Source organism: Micromonospora sp. IBHARD004 (assembly GCF_052814115.1).
Map to the genome: position 1 here is coordinate 5,315,926 of NZ_CP199934.1, position 15,878 is coordinate 5,331,803.

Genomic DNA, 15,878 nt, shown 5'->3' on the forward strand with positions numbered 1-15,878 from the left:
GGTCAGTCCCGGTTGCTGCTGAACGCGGCGTCGAAGGCCGCCGCCGGGGCGTCGAAGGCGAGCCGGCGGACGAACTGGAGCGCCTCGGGCGCACCGACCAGCCGGTCCATGCCGGCGTCCTCCCACTCGATCGAGATCGGGCCGGTGTACCCGATCGCGTTCAACGCCCGGAAACAGTCCTCCCAGGGCACGTCCCCGTGGCCGGTGGAGACGAAGTCCCAGCCCCGGCGCAGGTCCGCCCAGGGCAGGTGCGAGGAGAGCCGGCCGCGCCGCCCGTCGCCGGTGCGGACCTTCGCGTCCTTGCAGTCCACGTGGTAGATCCGGTCGGCGAAGTCGAAGATGAAGTTCACCGGGTCCAGCTCCTGCCAGACGAAGTGCGACGGATCCCAGTTCAGCCCGAACGCCGGGCGGCGGCCGATCGCCTCCAGGGCCCGCTTGGTGGTCCAGTAGTCGTAGGCGATCTCGCTGGGGTGCACCTCGTGGGCGAAGCGGACCCCCACCTCGTCGAAGACGTCCAGGATCGGGTTCCACCGGTCGGCGAAGTCCTGGTAGCCGCGTTCGATCATCGCGGGCGGCACCGGCGGGAACATCGCCAGGGTGTGCCAGATCGACGAGCCGGTGAAGCCGACCACCGTCTTGACGCCCAGCTTCGCCGCCGCCCGGGCGGTGTCCTTGATCTCCTCGGCGGCGCGCCGGCGTACCCCCTCGGGCTCGCCGTCGCCCCAGATCCGCGCGGGCAGGATGTCCTGGTGCCGCTCGTCGATCGGGTGGTCGCAGACCGCCTGCCCGACCAGGTGGTTGGAGATGGCGAAGACCTGCAGGTTGTGCTTGGCGAGGGTGGCCCGCTTCCGGTCGACGTACGACTCGTCGGCGAGGGCCTTGTCGACCTCGAAGTGGTCGCCCCAGCAGGCGATCTCCAGGCCGTCGTAGCCCCATTCGGCGGCGAGCCGGCAGACCTCGTCGAACGGAAGGTCGGCCCACTGGCCGGTGAAGAGCGTGATGGGTCGCGCCATTGTGCTTCTCCCCTGTCGTGATGGGGGATTCCGTAGCGGACCGGGGCGAGGGCGACCGGGGTACGGGCGGCCCCGACGGAGCACCGGTGGGCGCGGGCTCGCGCCTGGGCCCGACGGGTTGCGCCTCCCGTCGGGTCACCGGCCACCTCGCGGTCGCCGCCCTCACTCTAGGTCGGCGCGGACCGTCGGGGAAGGCCCGGCGGCGGGGTGGAGGCGCACCGGTCCGCGCCGGCCGGGTCGCCCGCGAGCAGCACCCGGACGGTCATTCGGCCTCCTCCTCGGGGGCGGGCAGCTCGGCCCGGACCAGCCAGCCGCCGCCCGGACGCGGCCCGGCGGAGAAGGCGCCGCCGACGGTCTCGGCCCGCTCCCGCATGCCGACCAGCCCCAGCCCGGCCCGCAGCCCGTCATCCGCCTGTTGCGGCCCGGCCGCCCGGGCACCGGTGGGGAGCGCCGCGGCGTCCGACCCGGGCGCCGCGGCGGGCCCGCCCTCGTCGCGTACCTCGATGGTGACGCCCTCGGGGTCGTAGCGCAGGCGGACCGCGACGGCCGCGCCCGGGGCGTGCTTGTGCGCGTTGGTCAGCGACTCCTCGATGATCCGGTACGCGGCCACGTCGACGGCGCTGGGCAGCGGCCGGGGCTGCCCGGCGACGGTCCAGCGCACCGGCTGCCCGGTGCTGAACCCCTCCACCAGGGCGTCGAGCCGGTTGAGGCTGGGCGCCGGCTCAGTGGGCGCCTCGGTCTCCTCCTCGCGGATCTGCTCGGCCCAGCGGGCCCACTCCTCCAGCACCGCCACGTACGCCCGCCGGCTGCGTACCGCGTCGCCCACGGCGACCGCCACACCTAACCAGAGCAGCAGCACCACGACGGCCGGGTCCAGCCACGGCACGTCGAGGGTGAGCGCTGCCGCCGCGCCGAGCAGGAGGGCGCTCACCGCGCCGGCGAGGAACGCGGTGCGCCGGTGGGTGCGCGTGGCGACCGTGTACGCGGCGATCGCCACCGTGATCACGAACGGGCCGCGCGCCTGGTGGGTGAGGAGCGCGAGCACCGCGGCGGCCAGCGTCACCCCGAGCACCGGCAGCGGGTACCGGCGGCGGACCGCGAGCGCGGCGCAACCGACGAACGCCAGCAGCACCGCTCCGGCGGTGAGCGGGTCCCGGGGCGGGCCGCCCGGCGGGTTCACCGGCAGCAGGCTGACCGCGAACACCAGCGCGGCCAGCAGCGCGTCGGCGGCGGTCGGGTACGCCCGCGCGACCCGACGCCACTCGGCGAGGCGTCCCATGCGGTCAAGGTACGGCAGCCGGCCCGGCCGGGACCGCGCGCGTCCGTGGTCTGGTCGGCGCGTCGCGGGACCGGTCGGGGCGCTCAGCGGGTTGCGGTCAGTGCCGGCGGTACAGCGCGCGGGCCGCCAGCTCCGCGAGCGCCGACCGCGCCGGCTCCGCCAGGACCTGCCGGTCCAGCGCGGCCCGCGCCTGCGCCGCGCGTACCCGGATCATCCGCTCCACCTGCTCCCGGGCCCCGGTGGCCTCGATGACCTCGCGCAGCTCGGCCGCGCCGGCCGCGTCCAGCGCCGGGTTGCCGAAGAGGGCCCGCAGCCGGGCCGACCCGGCCGGGTCGGCGGCGGCCCGGGTCAACGCCATCAGCACCGTGGGTTTGCCCTCGCGCAGGTCGTCCACGGTGGACTTGCCGGTCACCGCCGGGTCGCCGAAGACCCCGAGCAGGTCGTCGCGGAGCTGGAAGGCGTCGCCGAGCGGGTCGCCGAACTCCGCCAGCGCGTCCACCACGGCCGGATCCGCGCCGGCCAGGGCCGCGCCCATCTGCAGCGGCCGGGTCACCGTGTAGCGGGCGGTCTTCATCCGGATCACGGTCAACGCCGTCGCCACCGAGCCGTCACCGACGGCTGAGACCAGGTCGAGGTACTCCCCCGCGATCACCTCGGCGCGCATCAGCGCGAAGACCGCGTACCCCCGGCGCAGCTGCTCGGCGCCGAGCCCGCAGCCGTGGAACATCTCCTGCGCCCAGGCGGCGCAGAGGTTCCCGCAGAGCAGGGCGGCGTCACGCCCGTACGCCGCCGGGTCACCCCGCCAGGACGACCGGGCGTGCAGGTCGGCGAAGTGCCGGTGCACCGTGGGCTGGCCGCGCCGGCGGTCGCTGCCGTCCAGGATGTCGTCGTGAATCAGCGCGAAGGCGTGGAAGAGCTCCAGCGCCGCCGCCGCGCCCATGATCGATGGCCCGTCCGGCCCGCCGAAACCCCGCCAGCCCCAGTAGCAGAAGAGGGGCCGCAGCCGCTTGCCGCCGGCCAGGACGAACCGGTGCAGGGCGGCGTGCACGGCCCCCGGAACGCCGTCCGACCGACCCGGCCCCCGCAGGTGCAGGAACGCCGCGAGCTCCGCGTCGAAACGCTCCCGCAGCAGGGTCGGGTCGGTCGGTACGACGGTCACGGTCATGGGGCCTCCCGGGCCAGTCCGGCGAGCTGGAGCAGCAGCGCCTTCACGTCGGTCGCGGCCAGCCGGTCGCGGGCGACGGACGGGTCCGAGCAGAGCAGCACCGGCCCGTCCGTCGGGTCGGCGGGCAGCCGGCCGTGCGAGCCGCGGACCGCCCGGGCGCCGGCGTCCAGCCCGACCACGCCCATCAGGTACCGCAGGCCGAGCTTCTTGCGGGCCAGCGCCACCGCCGCCCGGCGCTTCGCGGCGGCCGGCGCGGCCGGGTCGAAGAACAACTCGGCGGGGTCGTACCCGGGCTTGCGGTGGATCTCGACCAGCCGGGCGAAGTCGGGGGCGCGGGCGTCGTCGAGCCAGTAGTAGTAGGTGAACCAGGCGTCCGGCTCGGCCACCAGCACCAGCTCGCCGGAGCGGGCGTGGTCCAGCCCGTACCCGGCCTGGCCGTCGGCGTCGAGCACCTCGGCCACCCCGGGCAGCCCGGCGCAGAGCTTCGCCACCGCCGGCACGTCGGCCGGGTCCCGGACGTAGACGTGCGCGACCTGGTGGTCGGCGACCGCGAAGGCCCGGGACGTCCACGGGTCGAGGTACTCCATGCCGGCCTGGGTGTAGACCCGCAGCAGCCCCTCGGCGCGCAGCAGCCGGTTGACGTCCACCGGCCGGGAGACGTCGGTGATGCCGTACTCCGACAGCGCCACCACCGTGGCGTCCTTCGCCCGGGCGGCGTCCAGCAGCGGGGCGAGCACCGCGTCCAGCTCGGCCGCCGCCGCGGCGGCCCGCGGCGAGTTCGGGCCGAAGCGTTGCAGGTCGTAGTCCAGGTGCGGCACGTAGACCAGGGTCAGGTCGGGTGCGTGGTCGGCCAGGATCCGCTCGGCGGCGCGGCAGATCCACCGGGACGAGGGCAGCCCGGCGCCCGGCCCCCAGTAGGTGAAGAGCGGGAAGGTGCCGAGCGCGTCGGTGAGCACGTCGTGCAGCTCCGGCGGGTCGGTCCAGCAGTCCGGCTCCTTGCGGCCGTCGGCGTAGTAGACCGGCCGGGGGGTGACCGTCCAGTCCACGTCGGCGCCCATCGCGTACCACCAGCAGACGTTCGCCACCGTGTAGCCGGGCTCGACCCGGCGGGCCGCCTGCCAGAGCTTCTCCCCACCGACCAGCGCGTGGTGCTGCCGCCACAGCAGCACCTCGCCGAGGCCCCGGAAGTACCAGCCGTTGCCGACGATCCCGTGCCCCGACGGTGGCTCGCCGGTGAGGAAGGTGGACTGCACCGAGCAGGTCACGGCGGGCAGCACGGTGCCCAGCTCGGCGGCGAAGCCGGCCTCGGCGACCGCGCGCAGCCGCGGCATGTGCGCCAGCAGGCGCGGGGTCAGCCCGACCACGTCGAGGACCACCAGCCGCCGGCTCACCGCCGTACCCCCGTCCCGGCCGGGGTCGCGGCGGCGAGGCCGACGGCGACCAGCTCGTCGCGGGCGAAGGCCAGCTCGGCGGCGATCCCGGCGGCCAGCTCCGCGTCGGTGCGCGGCCGCCGTGCCGCCGGCAGCACCCCCCAGGTGTACGTCTCGACGTCGAGGTGGTCGCAGCCGGCGGCGGGGCCGGCGAAGAGCCCGGCGAGGGCGGCCCGCAGCACCGGCAGGGTGGAGCGCAGCGGCGGCTCGGGCGGCGCGTGCAGCGGCACGTGGTAGTGCACCCGCCACGGCCCGGGCAGCCGCGCGTCGAGGGCGGCGTCCAGGTCGTCGGCCGCGTACGCCGGGTCGGCCGGGTCGGCGGCGGAGGCGCAGCCGGCGGCCCGGGTCTGGTGCAGGAAGCGGGGCTCGACCCAGCGGCGCAGCGCCTCGGTCGACCCGGCCGGGTCGGTCGCCTCGACGGCGGCGGAGACCTGCACCTTGACCACCGGCAGCCCGGCCGACTCCAGCCGGGCCAGCGCCTCGACCGGCTCCTCCCAGGCGCACGCCAGGTGCGCGAGATCGAGGCAGATCCCGAGCCGGTCGGTATCCATGGCTGACAATACCGCGCCCGCCTGTCCCGTGGACTCCACAATGCACCCCGGTTCCGGTTCGAAGCCGACCCGGATCGGCCGGCCGGTCTCCCGCTCGACCGCGGCGAGCCCGGTCGCCAGTTCGGCGAGCCGCCGCCGGGCCGCCGCCGCGCGGTCGGCGTCCCACGGCTCCCGCCAGGCCAGCGGCAGGGTGGAGACCGAGCCCCGGGCGGCGTCGTCGGGGAGCAGGTCGGCCAGCACCCGGGCCAGGTGCAGCGTGTACGTCAGCCGGTCGCCGGTGGTCCAGTCCGGGTGGTAGACCGCGCCCTTGACCACCGGCGCCTGGAACGACGCGTACGGGAAGCCGTTGAGGGTGACCACCTCCAGCCCGCGTACGGTCAGCTCGGTGCGGAGCCGGCGGCGCAGCGCCGGGTCGGCGGCCAGCTCGGCGGCGACCGGGGCGGCCAGCCAGAGCCCGAGGCCGAGCAGGTCGGCGTCGAGGGCGCGGCGGACCGGCACGGCGTAGCGGTCGAGCTGGGCGAGGATGCCGGCCAGGTCCTCCGCCGGGTGGACGTTGGTGCAGTAGCCGAGGTGGACGGTGCTGCCGTCGACGTGCCGGAGCCGCATCACTCGCCCCCGCGCAGGATGGAGTTGCCGGCGAAGGTGGCGGCGGGCAGGTCCAGGTCACTGAGGTCGAGCCGGCCGGACTGGCCGTAGAACTCCGCCGGGTTGCGCCAGAGCACCCGGTCGACGTCGTCGTCGGTGAAGCCGGCGAGCAGCATCGCCTCGCCGGTGGCCCAGGTGAGCAGCGGGTCGGAGCGCCCCCAGTCGGCCGCCGAGTTGACCAGCATCCGCTCGGTCCCGTACGTCCGCAGCAGCTCGACCATCCGCGGCGGCGTCATCTTGGTGTCCGGGTAGATGGAGAAGCCCAGCCAGCAGCCGGTGTCCCGGACCAGCTTCACGGTGACCTCGTTGAGGTGGTCGACCAGCACCCGCCCCGGCTCGATGCCCGACTCGGCGACCACCGCGAGGCTCCGCTCGACGCCCCGCGCCTTGTCCCGGTGCGGGGTGTGCACCAGGGCGGGCAGGTCGTGGCCGACGGCCAGGGCGAGCTGGCCGGCGAACGCGGCGTCCTCGGCCGGGGTCATCGAGTCGTAGCCGATCTCGCCGACCGCCACCACGCCGTCCTTGTCGAGGTAACGCGGGAGCAGGTCGAGCACCGGGTGGCAGCGCGGGTCGTTGGCCTCCTTGGGGTTGAGCGCGACGGTGGCGTGGTGCCGGACGCCGAACTGCCCGGCCCGGAACGGCTCCCAGCCGATCAACGAGTCGAAGTAGTCGACGAACGTGGCGGCGCTGGTGCGGGGCTGACCCAGCCAGAACGCCGGCTCCACCACCGCGCGCACGCCGGCGGCGGCCATCCGCTCGTAGTCGTCGGTGGTCCGTGACGTCATGTGGATGTGCGGGTCGAAGATGCGCATCACGCCTCCCTGGCGGTGGTCAGGTCCGAGCCGGCGCCGAGCCGGTCGAGCAGGTCCGTGGCGTCGGCGGGCATGGCGCGGCCGGCCGCGTGCCGCTCGGCGGCCAGCGCGGCCAGCATCGCGGCCAGCTCCCCGTCCGCCCGGCCGTCGAGGTCGTCCACCACTGCCAGCGGTACGCCGGTGAAGACGCACTTGAGCACCGCCTGCCGCCAGGCCGCCTGCTCCAGGTGCCGGGCGTACGGGCCGAGGGCGGCGGCGACCAGCCGGGTGTCGTTGGTGCGGATGGCGTCGTGCAGCAGCGGTACGCAGGCCGCGCCGATCGGCAGCAGCGGCAACGCCCGCAGCACGGCCCGCTTCTCGGCCGCGTCGCCGTGCCGGTAGAGGGTCTCCGCCGTCGTCGCCACGTGGTCGACGGGGAGCGCGGTGAGCAGCAGCGCCCGGGCGGCCTCGTCGACGGTCCAGCCGGGCGGGTCGGGCAGCGGCCCCCGCCCGCAGCGCCGCGCGGCGGCGGGGAAGAGTCGGGCGATCGCCGCGGGTTCGGTCGCGACGCGGCGCAGCGCCGCATCCAGCCACCGTGGATCGGGTACGCCCCGCAGCGCGGCGCGCAGTCGGTCGGGTGTCATGCCGTCTCCCCTCTCAGGTACGTGGTGCGCCGCCGCCCTTCTCGGCCGTCCGGGCGGCGGCGTGGAGGAACTCGACCGAGCGGGCGGCCACGGTCGGCGCGGCGTGCGAGTGCCGGGGCAGCTCCACCGCGACCAGGCCGCGGTAGCCGACGTCGGCGACGGCACGCAGCACCGGCGGGAAGTCGATCTCGCCGGCGCCGAACTCCAGGTGCTCGTGCACGCCCCGGCGCATGTCGTCGATTTGCACGTTGACCAGGTGGTCGGCGACCGCCGCCACGCAGTCCGGCACCGGTGCCGGCTCCAGGCAGCGGCAGTGTCCGATGTCGAGGGTGATGCCGAACCCGGGTGGCGCGCCGAGCGCGGCGCGCAGCCGCCGCCAGCCGGCGATCTCCTCGACCAGCATGCCCGGCTCCGGCTCGAAGCCGAGCGGCACGCCGACCGCCTCCGCCTCGGCGCAGACGGTGGCGCAGCCGGCCACCAGCCGGTCCCACGCGACGGCCGGCGGCACCTCCGGCGGGCGTACCCCGGCCCAGCACGAGACCGCCTCGGCGCCCAGGTCGGCGCCGATCCGTACCGCCCGGCGGAGGAAGTCGACCCGCCGGGCAGGGTCCTCGTGCAGCAGCGTCGGGGCGTGCTTGTGCCACGGGTCGAGCAGGTAGCGGGCCCCGGTCTCGACCACCACGGCCAGGCCGAGCGCGGCCAGCCGGCGGTGCACGGCGGCGACCCGGCGGGCCAGCCCGGGCGTGAACGGGTCCAGGTGGTCATGGTCCAGGGTGAGCGCCACCCCCTGGTAGCCGAGGTCGGCGATGACCGCCAGCGCGTCGGGCAGCCGGTGGTTGGCGAAGCCGTTGGTGCCGTAGCCGAACCGCAGCCCGGTCGGGCGGAGCGGGGCGTGGCCCGCCCCGGCCGCACCCGGTGCCGCGCGCCCGGTCATGTCGGCGACACCAGCCGGGCGAGGCGACGTCCGAGCGGGGCGGCGGCCGCGACGGCCAGGCCGAGCACCCGCGCGCCGGCCCGGGCGGTCAGCGCGCCCTGCAACGCGGGCAGGCCGGTGATGCCGGCGGCGACGGCGGCGCGGACCCGGCCGGGCGACGGGTCGGCCACCACCCTGGCCTGCGCGGAGCCGTACCGGGTGGCGTAGCCGGCGGCGAGCGCGACCGGGACCGGGTCGGCTCGGCTCAGCGCGGTCGCCGCCACGACGGCGGTGCCGGCGAGGGTGGCCCGGGGCAGCCGCCGGTCGGTGCCGGTGACCTCGTGACGGGAGAGCGCGGTGACCGTCCAGGTGTGCGCGGCGACGGTCAGCGCCGCCGGCAGCGCCCGGGCCAGGCGCGTTCCCGCCGACGCTGACCCGCGACCGCCCGGCGAGGCGCCGGCGCGACGGGCGGCCGGGCCGGCGGAGGCGGTGCCGAGCAGCACGTCCAGGCCCCGGCAGGCGGCCATCACGGCGGGACCGGCGGCGGTGTTCTTGGCCAGCAGGTCGTACCCCCAGATGGCGGTGGCGAGCGGCACCGCGACGGCCGCCGCGCGCCGGCCCCCGGCGGCGGTGGCCAGGGCGAGCCCGGCGGCGGTGAGGCCGGCGGCGAGGCCGAGCGCGGCCGGCGGGCTCACCCGGCCGGACGGGATCGGCCGCTCCGGCCGCTCCACCGCGTCCAGGCGGCGGTCGGCCCAGTCGTTGGCCGCCATCCCGGCCCAGTAGAGCAGCACCGACGCCCCGGCCAGCGCCGGCGTCCGGCGGTCCAGGACGCCGGCGGCCGCCGCACCCGCCAGCACGTCTCCCGGTACGGAGAGCGCGGCCGGCGCCCGGACCAGCTCGGCCAGGTCAGCGAGGCTGGTCATCGACGCCTCCCCGGTGCAGGCCGGCGACGAAGTCGCGCAGCAGGGCCCACTGCTCGGCGAGCGAGTGGGTGGGGGCGTCGAGCGGGTCCTTGAAGAAGAAGGCCAGCTCCGGGAGGGGGCCGCGGCGGCCGGCGGCGTGCGCGGCGGCGGTCAGCCGGGCCAGGTCGAGCACCAGCGGGGCGGCCAGCGCCGAGTCGCAACCGTGCCAGGTGAACTCCATCCGCATCCCGGTGCCCAGGAAGCCGGCGAAGGTGATCAGGTCCCATGCGGTCTTGAAGTCGCCCAGCTCCTCGACGTGGTCGATCCGGGTGTCGCCCTGCGGGACGTAGCCCAGCGTCTCGCCGAGCACCCGCTGCTTGCTGGCCACCTTGGCCGCGTTCGCCGCCGGGTCGGCCAGGTTCGCGCCGTCCCCGCCGCCGAGCAGGTTCACCCCCGACCAGGAGCGGACGGCCAGGTGCCGCATCGCGAACATCGGCGCGAGCACCGACTTGACCAGCGTCTCCCCGGTCTTGCCGTCGTGCCCGGCGTACGGCAGGCCGTGCTCGACGGCCAGCGCCGCCAGCGCCGGCAGCCGGGCCCCGGTGGACGGCGTGAAGTCGACGTAGGGGCAGCCGGCGGTGAACGCCGCGTACGCGTAGAGCGAGCTGGGCGGCAGCACCTCGTCGGGGCCGGCCAGCGCGGTCCGCAGCGCGGCGGGGTCGAGGTGCGCGGGGTGCGGGACGGCGGCCGGTTCGGTGGCGGAGACGTTGACCACCACCACCCGGTCCAGCCCGTGCCGGTCCCGGAAGTCGGTCAGGTCCCGCCCGACGGCGGCGGCCCGCTCGGCCTGGGTGCCCCCGGTCGGGGCGGGGCGCAGCGCCCGCTCGACCTCGGCCAGTTCCCCGGCGAGCGCGTCGACCAGCCGGCCGGGCAGCACGCCGGCGGCGGCCAGCGTCTCGGCCCGCTTGATGAGCGGGGTCGCCGCCACATCGTGGCCGCCGAGGACGAGATCGGTGAAGGCGGGCAGGGCCGGCCCGCGCAGCTCGGGCAGCTCGGTGACGCAGCCGGTCGGGCCGGTGAGCCCGGCCCGCAGGGCGAGCGCCCCGACGATGCTGGTGGTCGCGACCGAGCCGCGCGCCCCCATCAGCCAGATACCCGTACGCATAGTGCTCCTTCCCGTGGAACCTCCGTGCCGAGATCTCGCTGGTCGTCGGTGTGTGGTAAGCGTCCGCCGGTGCGGCCGGGGAATCCCGGTCCGGCCGCACCGGACGGCCGTGCTGCTCGTGCCGCACCGGAGAAGCTCCGGTGGCACGCCCTCCGGGGCCGGCCTCGTCCCCGCCGCGGGGCGCAACCGCGGCCGGTCCCTCGCCGGTCGGCTCCGGAAAGTCGCTCGGGCGGTGCCGGCGGGTCGGCCGGCGCCGCGTCGGGTCAGGCGGCCAGGTCGGCCACCGCCGCCGTTTCCACCTCCGTCCAGGAGGAGCCAAGCTCCGCCGAGCGGGTCACCGCGTCCAGCACGAGCTGGACCTGCAACGCGTCGGCGAAGGACGGGGCCGGGTCGACGCCGGTGGCGACCGCCTCGACGAAGTCCCGCATCTGGTGGGTGAAGGAGTGCTCGTAGCCGATGATGTGGCCGGGCGGCCACCAGGCCGACATGTACGGGTGCTCGCCCTCGGTCACCAGGATCCGGGTGAAGCCCTGCTCGGCGGCGGGCCGGGTGGCGTCGTAGAACTCCAGCTCGTTGAGGCGCTCCAGGTCGAACACCAGGGTGCCGAGCGAGCCGTTGATCTCGACCCGGAGCGCGTTCTTGCGGCCGGTGGCGAACCGGCTCGCCTCGTACGTGGCCAGCGCCCCGCCGTCGAGCCGCGCGACGAAGGCCGCCGCGTCGTCCACGGTGACCTGGCCCATCGCCCGGCCGTTGCCGTCGGCCTGCGCGGCCAGGCCGCTCGACCCGGCCGGCAACGGCCGCTCCTTGACGAACGTCTCGGTCACCGCGCTCACCCCGGCGATCCGCTGCCCGGTGACGTACTGGGTGAGGTCGATGATGTGCGCACCGATGTCACCCAGCGCGCCGGAGCCCGCCTTGTCCTTCTGCAACCGCCAGACCAGCGGGAACTGCGGGTCCACGATCCAGTCCTGCAGGTACACCGCGCGGACGTGCCGGATCACGCCGAGCCGCCCGTCGGCGACGAGCTGCCGCATCATGGTGACCGCGGGCACCCGGCGGTAGTTGAACCCGCACATGCTGCGCACCCCGTCGGCCCGGGCCCGGGCGGCGGCGGCCGCCATCAGCCGGGCCTCCTCGACGGTGTTGGCCAGCGGCTTCTCGCAGAGCACGTGCTTGCCGGCGGCCAGCGCGGCGATCGCGATCTCGCAGTGGCTGTCGCCCGGCGTGCAGATGTCGACCACGTCGATCTCGTCGGACTCGACCAGCCGCCGCCAGTCCGTGGTGTGCCCCTCCCAGCCGAGCCGGTCGGCGGCGTCGGCCACCTTCCCGGCGTCCCGGCCGCAGATGAGCGACATCCGGGCCCGCGCCGGCAGGTCGTACACCCGGTTCACGGTGCGCCACGCCTGGGAGTGCGCCGCGCCCATGAACGCGTAGCCGACCATGCCGACCCGCAGATGTCTGTCGTGAGTGGACAAGGTGGGTCTCCCCCCGTGTGTCAGAACCCGAGCTTCAGGTAGCTGCCCGCGTTCTCCTTGGTGATCGTCTCCGAGGCGAGCACGATCTCCTTGGGAACCTGGAGTTCGACCAGGTCGGACATGCCCTTCCCCTGCCCGATGAGCCGGGCCAGAGAGATGGCCGAGGAGGCCATCGAGGGGCTGTACGTGACGGTGGCCTTGAGCACCGTGTTGTCGGCCTGGATGTCCTCCATCGCCTTCTTCGAGCCGGCGCCACCGACCATGAAGAACTCCTTGCGGTTGGCCTGGTTGACCGCGGCGAGCACGCCGATGCCCTGGTCGTCGTCGTGGTTCCAGAGCGCGTCGATCTTCGGCAGCGCCTGGAACAGGCCGGTGGCCGCCTGCTGACCGGAGTCGGCGGTGAACTCGGCCGGGCGGCGGTTGGCTACCTTCAGCCCGTTCGCGGCGAGGGTGTCGGCGAAGCCCTTGGAGCGTTCCTGGGTCAGCTCCAGCGAGTCGATCCCGGGGATCTCCCCGATGACCGGGCTGCTGACTCCCTTGGCCTTGAGCTGCTCGACGATGTAGGTGGCGGCGGCCACCCCCATGCCGTAGTTGTCGCCCTTGATCTGGAGCCGGTAGGCCCGCGCGTCGGGGAAGGCCCGGTCCAGGTTGACCACCGGGATGCCGGCCTTCATCGCCTCCAGGCCGAACGCGTTCAGCTCCTTGCCGTCGTGCGGCAGCAGCACGATCACGTCCGGCTTCTGGGAGATCAGGGTGGAGAGCGCCGCGCGTTGGGCCGCCGCGTCCGCGCCGGCCTCCACGCTCTTGAACTCCACGTCGGAGTACGCCCCGGCCTGCGCCTTGGCGTTGTTGGTGATGGCGGCGATCCACCCGTGGTCGGCGGCCGGGGCGGAGAAGCCGATGGTCACCTTCTTGCCCGGGTCGGCGTTGCCGCCGGCCGCGGCGGCCTTCGTCTGGGCGGCGGTCGGCGCCGTCTCGTTGCTGGTGCAGCCGGCGAGCACGACGCCGGCGGAGAGCGCGGCCCCGCCGAACAGCAGCCGGCGGCGCGACAGATCGCGACTGTGCTGGGTCATGACGACCTCCTGGATGAGGTGGTGGGGTGAAAATGGGTGTGCTGGTCCCGGCCACCGTCGCTGTCGAGGTGGCCGCCGGTGTCGCGTGGATCAGGTGGTGGTGGCCCGGTTGCGGCCGAGGAACTGGGTGAGACTGCGGAACTGCACCTGCTGGACCAGAACGGCGGCGACGATGATGCCGCCCTTGACCATGTTCTGGGCCTCGATTGAGACGTTGTTGATGGCGAAGAGGTTGGTGATGGTGGAGAAGATGACCACCCCGAGCAGGGAACCGATGATGGTGCCCCGCCCGCCGCTGAGCAGCGTCCCGCCGATGATGGCGGCGGCGATCGCGTCCAGCTCGTAGAGGTTCGCCATCGCCGCCTGCGCGGAGGTGGCCTGCGCGGTCAGCATGATCGCGGCGATGCCGCAGCAGAGGCCGGAGAGCGCGTAGAGCAGCAGGGTGTGCCGCCGGACGTTGATGCCGGCCAGCCGGGCGGCCTCCGGGTTGCCGCCGACCGCGACGGTGCGGCGGCCGAAGGTGGTCCGGTTGAGCAGCACCCAGCCGGCGACGACCACCGCGGCGAGGATGTAGACCAGCAGCGGGATGCCGAGCAACTCCGTGCTGGCGATGCCGTTGATGGTGGCGTTGGTCGACACCTGGGTCTGCTTGTCGGAGATCTCGGCGGCCAGTCCCCGGGCCGCCACGAGCATGGCCAGCGTGGCGATGAACGGCACCAGCCGCCCGTACGAGATGAGCACACCGTTGACCAGGCCGACCGCCAGCCCGACGGTCAGCGCGCTGAAGATCATGCCGCCGGCGCCGTAGCTCTGGGTGGCGACCGTGGTGGACCAGACGCCGGCCAGTGCGACGATCGCGCCGACCGACAGGTCGATGCCGCCGCCGATGATCACGAAGGTCATCCCGACGGTCACCACGCCGACCACCGAGGCGAGCTTGAGGATGGTGAGCGTGTTGCCCCACACCCAGCTCGCGTTCCCGTACAGGTCGGGCCGGGTGAGGATGCCGATGACAATGAGCACCACCAGGGTCGCCAACAGGCCCAGGTTGCGCTTGGCGCCCTCGCCGCCGTCGCCCCGCCACCAGGAGAGCCGGCCGGGCGCGTCGGACTTCGCGGCCGCCGCGGTCTCCGCCGGGTCCACCGGCGGCGACTGCGCCGGCAGGCCCGCCGCCCGCTCCGGCGTCGCCGTGGGACTCATCTCGCTCATGCCGCCGCCTCCGTCCACACGTCGATTCGCTCGCTGCGCTCGCTCATGCCGGCGCACCTTCCATGAGGGACCCCGCCATGACGAGGTCGAGCACGGTGTTCTCGTCGAGTTCGCCGGCCGGGGCCTCGCGGACCACCCGGCCCTCGCGCATCACCAGGACCCGGTCGGCGAGCCCCAGCACCTCCGGCACCTCGCTGGAGACCAGCAGGACGCCGACACCCCGGGCGGCCAGCGCCCGGATGACCTGGTAGAGCTCGGCCCGGGCGCCCACGTCCACGCCCCGGGTCGGCTCGTCGAGCAGCAGCAGCCGGGTGTCGCCGAGCAGCCAGCGCCCGACCACCACCTTCTGCTGGTTGCCCCCGGACAGCGTGCGCACCGGCCGCCGGACGTCGCGGGGACGCAGCTCCAGGGATTCGGCGATCCGGTCCGCCTCGGCCCGCTCCCGCCCGGCGTCGGTGAAGCCGAGTCGGGCGTACCGGCCGAATGTGGCCAGGGTGACGTTGCGGTAGATCGACTCGCCGAGCAGCAGCGCCTGGCTCTTGCGCTCCTCGGGGGCCATCCCCATGCCGGCGCGCACCGCCGCGCCGACGCTGCCCGGTCGCAGCGTCCGGCCGCCCATCCGGACGGTGCCGGCCTGCGCGCGGCGGGCGCCGTAGATGGTCTCCAGCAGCTCGGAACGGCCCGAGCCGACCAGCCCGGCGACGCCGACGATCTCGCCGGCCCGCACGGTCAGCGAGACGTCGGCGAACTCGCCGGCCCGGGTCAGGCCCGCCACGTGCAGCAGCTCGGCGCCGGCGGGGTCGTCGGCCGGGCGGTCCGGGAAGACGTACTCGATGCTCCGGCCCGTCATCCGGGCGACCAGGTCGCGGGTCGGGGTTTCGCGCGCCGGCAGGTTCGCCGCGGTGGTCCGGCCGTCCTTGAGTACGGTCACCCGGTCGCCGATCTCGCGGATCTCCTCCAGCCGGTGCGAGATGTAGATGACCGCGATGCCCTGCGCGGTCAACTCGCGGATGATCCGGAACAGGTTGCCCACCTCGTCGTGGGCCAGCACCGCGCTCGGCTCGTCCATGATGATCAGTCGGGCCTCGTGGGAGAGCGCCCGCGCCATGCTGACCACCTGCTTGCCGGCGGCGGGGAGCGCCCGGACCATCCGCCCCGGCGGGATCTCCGGGTGGCCGAGGCGGCCGAGGATCTCCCGGGTCCGGCGGGCCATCCGGCCGCGACGGACGAAACCGAACCGGCGCGGCTCGTGGCCGAGAAAGGCGTTCTCCGCGACCGAGAGGTCGTCGACCAGGTCGAGCTCCTGGTAGATGGTGGCGATCCCGGCCCGCATCGCGGCCTGCGGGCTGGCGAAGGCCGCCGGCTCGCCACGCCACTGGACCTCGCCGGAGTCCGGCCGGTGCACCCCGGAGAGCACCTTGATCAGGGTGGACTTGCCGGCGCCGTTCTGCCCGAGCAGGCAGTGCACCTCGCCGGCGCGCACCTCCAGCTGCACCCCGTCCAGCGCGCGTACGCCGGGGAAGGTCTTGACCACGTCGGTGAGGCGCAGGACCACCTCGCCCGCGACGGTGTCCGCGGGCGCCTCCACCAGCGGTGCATTCGTCACGACGACCTCCTCGCTCC

Annotated in this window: 14 protein-coding genes; all 14 read right to left on the reverse strand. The window is 75.0% G+C overall.

The features are described 5' to 3' along the window. Positions 1-2: 2 nt before the first annotated feature. Positions 3-1,013: a sugar phosphate isomerase/epimerase family protein gene (locus ACTWO6_RS25860; RefSeq protein ID WP_446216368.1), complete on the reverse strand. Its 1,011-nt coding sequence runs from the start codon at positions 1,011-1,013 to the stop codon at positions 3-5. 262 nt (positions 1,014-1,275) lie between these two features. Then, a complete protein-coding gene (locus tag ACTWO6_RS25865) occupies positions 1,276-2,292 on the reverse strand; it encodes a sensor histidine kinase (protein WP_446216369.1) in 1,017 nt (338 codons plus the stop codon). A 97-nt stretch (positions 2,293-2,389) separates the two neighbouring features. Beyond that, on the reverse strand, positions 2,390-3,457 hold the full coding sequence (locus ACTWO6_RS25870; RefSeq protein WP_446216370.1) for a polyprenyl synthetase family protein: 1,068 nt from the start codon (positions 3,455-3,457) through the stop codon (positions 2,390-2,392). Further along, positions 3,454-4,848 (reverse strand): alkaline phosphatase family protein, encoded by a 1,395-nt coding sequence (locus ACTWO6_RS25875; RefSeq protein ID WP_446216371.1) that lies wholly within the window; start codon positions 4,846-4,848, stop codon positions 3,454-3,456. The genes ACTWO6_RS25870 and ACTWO6_RS25875 overlap by 4 nt, the downstream gene beginning before the upstream one ends. Beyond that, positions 4,845-6,044: a metabolite traffic protein EboE gene (gene eboE, locus ACTWO6_RS25880; RefSeq protein ID WP_446216372.1), complete on the reverse strand. Its 1,200-nt coding sequence runs from the start codon at positions 6,042-6,044 to the stop codon at positions 4,845-4,847. The genes ACTWO6_RS25875 and eboE overlap by 4 nt, the downstream gene beginning before the upstream one ends. Continuing rightward, positions 6,044-6,895, reverse strand: a complete 852-nt coding sequence (locus tag ACTWO6_RS25885; RefSeq protein ID WP_446216373.1) for a TatD family hydrolase — start codon at positions 6,893-6,895, stop codon at positions 6,044-6,046. The genes eboE and ACTWO6_RS25885 overlap by 1 nt, the downstream gene beginning before the upstream one ends. Further along, on the reverse strand, positions 6,895-7,518 hold the full coding sequence (locus ACTWO6_RS25890; RefSeq protein ID WP_446216374.1) for an EboA domain-containing protein: 624 nt from the start codon (positions 7,516-7,518) through the stop codon (positions 6,895-6,897). The genes ACTWO6_RS25885 and ACTWO6_RS25890 overlap by 1 nt, the downstream gene beginning before the upstream one ends. Before the next feature lie 13 nt (positions 7,519-7,531). Continuing rightward, on the reverse strand, positions 7,532-8,452 hold the full coding sequence (locus ACTWO6_RS25895; RefSeq protein ID WP_446216375.1) for a sugar phosphate isomerase/epimerase family protein: 921 nt from the start codon (positions 8,450-8,452) through the stop codon (positions 7,532-7,534). Next, complete coding sequence (locus ACTWO6_RS25900) at positions 8,449-9,354, reverse strand: SCO3242 family prenyltransferase (RefSeq protein WP_446216376.1); 906 nt, start codon at positions 9,352-9,354, stop codon at positions 8,449-8,451. Before ACTWO6_RS25900 ends, ACTWO6_RS25895 begins: the two co-directional genes overlap by 4 nt. Further along, positions 9,338-10,498, reverse strand: a complete 1,161-nt coding sequence (locus tag ACTWO6_RS25905) for an inositol-3-phosphate synthase (protein ID WP_446216377.1) — start codon at positions 10,496-10,498, stop codon at positions 9,338-9,340. Before ACTWO6_RS25905 ends, ACTWO6_RS25900 begins: the two co-directional genes overlap by 17 nt. A 263-nt stretch (positions 10,499-10,761) precedes the next feature. Continuing rightward, a complete protein-coding gene (locus ACTWO6_RS25910) occupies positions 10,762-11,973 on the reverse strand; it encodes a Gfo/Idh/MocA family protein (protein WP_446216378.1) in 1,212 nt (403 codons plus the stop codon). Between the two features lie 20 nt (positions 11,974-11,993). Beyond that, positions 11,994-13,046 carry a substrate-binding domain-containing protein gene (locus ACTWO6_RS25915; protein WP_446216379.1) on the reverse strand — a complete coding sequence of 351 codons (1,053 nt, stop codon included), beginning with the start codon at positions 13,044-13,046 and terminating at the stop codon, positions 11,994-11,996. Positions 13,047-13,136: 90 nt separating this feature from the next. After that, entirely contained in the window at positions 13,137-14,255 is a 1,119-nt protein-coding gene (locus ACTWO6_RS25920; protein ID WP_446216380.1) for an ABC transporter permease, read from the reverse strand. Positions 14,256-14,298: 43 nt separating this feature from the next. Continuing rightward, positions 14,299-15,861: a sugar ABC transporter ATP-binding protein gene (locus ACTWO6_RS25925; RefSeq protein ID WP_446216381.1), complete on the reverse strand. Its 1,563-nt coding sequence runs from the start codon at positions 15,859-15,861 to the stop codon at positions 14,299-14,301. Positions 15,862-15,878 lie beyond the last annotated feature (17 nt).

Bases quoted from the DNA above. Each gene is read 5' to 3' on its own strand.
- ACTWO6_RS25900 (WP_446216376.1), bottom strand. From the start codon at position 9,354: ATGACCAGCCTCGCTGACCTGGCCGAGCTGGTCCGGGCGCCGGCCGCG.
- ACTWO6_RS25860 (WP_446216368.1), bottom strand. From the start codon at position 1,013: ATGGCGCGACCCATCACGCTCTTCACCGGCCAGTGGGCCGACCTTCCG.
- ACTWO6_RS25890 (WP_446216374.1), bottom strand. From the start codon at position 7,518: ATGACACCCGACCGACTGCGCGCCGCGCTGCGGGGCGTACCCGATCCA.
- ACTWO6_RS25865 (WP_446216369.1), bottom strand. From the start codon at position 2,292: ATGGGACGCCTCGCCGAGTGGCGTCGGGTCGCGCGGGCGTACCCGACC.
- ACTWO6_RS25905 (WP_446216377.1), bottom strand. From the start codon at position 10,498: ATGCGTACGGGTATCTGGCTGATGGGGGCGCGCGGCTCGGTCGCGACC.
- ACTWO6_RS25885 (WP_446216373.1), bottom strand. From the start codon at position 6,895: ATGCGCATCTTCGACCCGCACATCCACATGACGTCACGGACCACCGAC.
- ACTWO6_RS25915 (WP_446216379.1), bottom strand. From the start codon at position 13,046: ATGACCCAGCACAGTCGCGATCTGTCGCGCCGCCGGCTGCTGTTCGGC.
- eboE (WP_446216372.1), bottom strand. From the start codon at position 6,044: ATGCGGCTCCGGCACGTCGACGGCAGCACCGTCCACCTCGGCTACTGC.
- ACTWO6_RS25920 (WP_446216380.1), bottom strand. From the start codon at position 14,255: ATGAGCGAGATGAGTCCCACGGCGACGCCGGAGCGGGCGGCGGGCCTG.
- ACTWO6_RS25895 (WP_446216375.1), bottom strand. From the start codon at position 8,452: ATGACCGGGCGCGCGGCACCGGGTGCGGCCGGGGCGGGCCACGCCCCG.
- ACTWO6_RS25870 (WP_446216370.1), bottom strand. From the start codon at position 3,457: ATGACCGTGACCGTCGTACCGACCGACCCGACCCTGCTGCGGGAGCGT.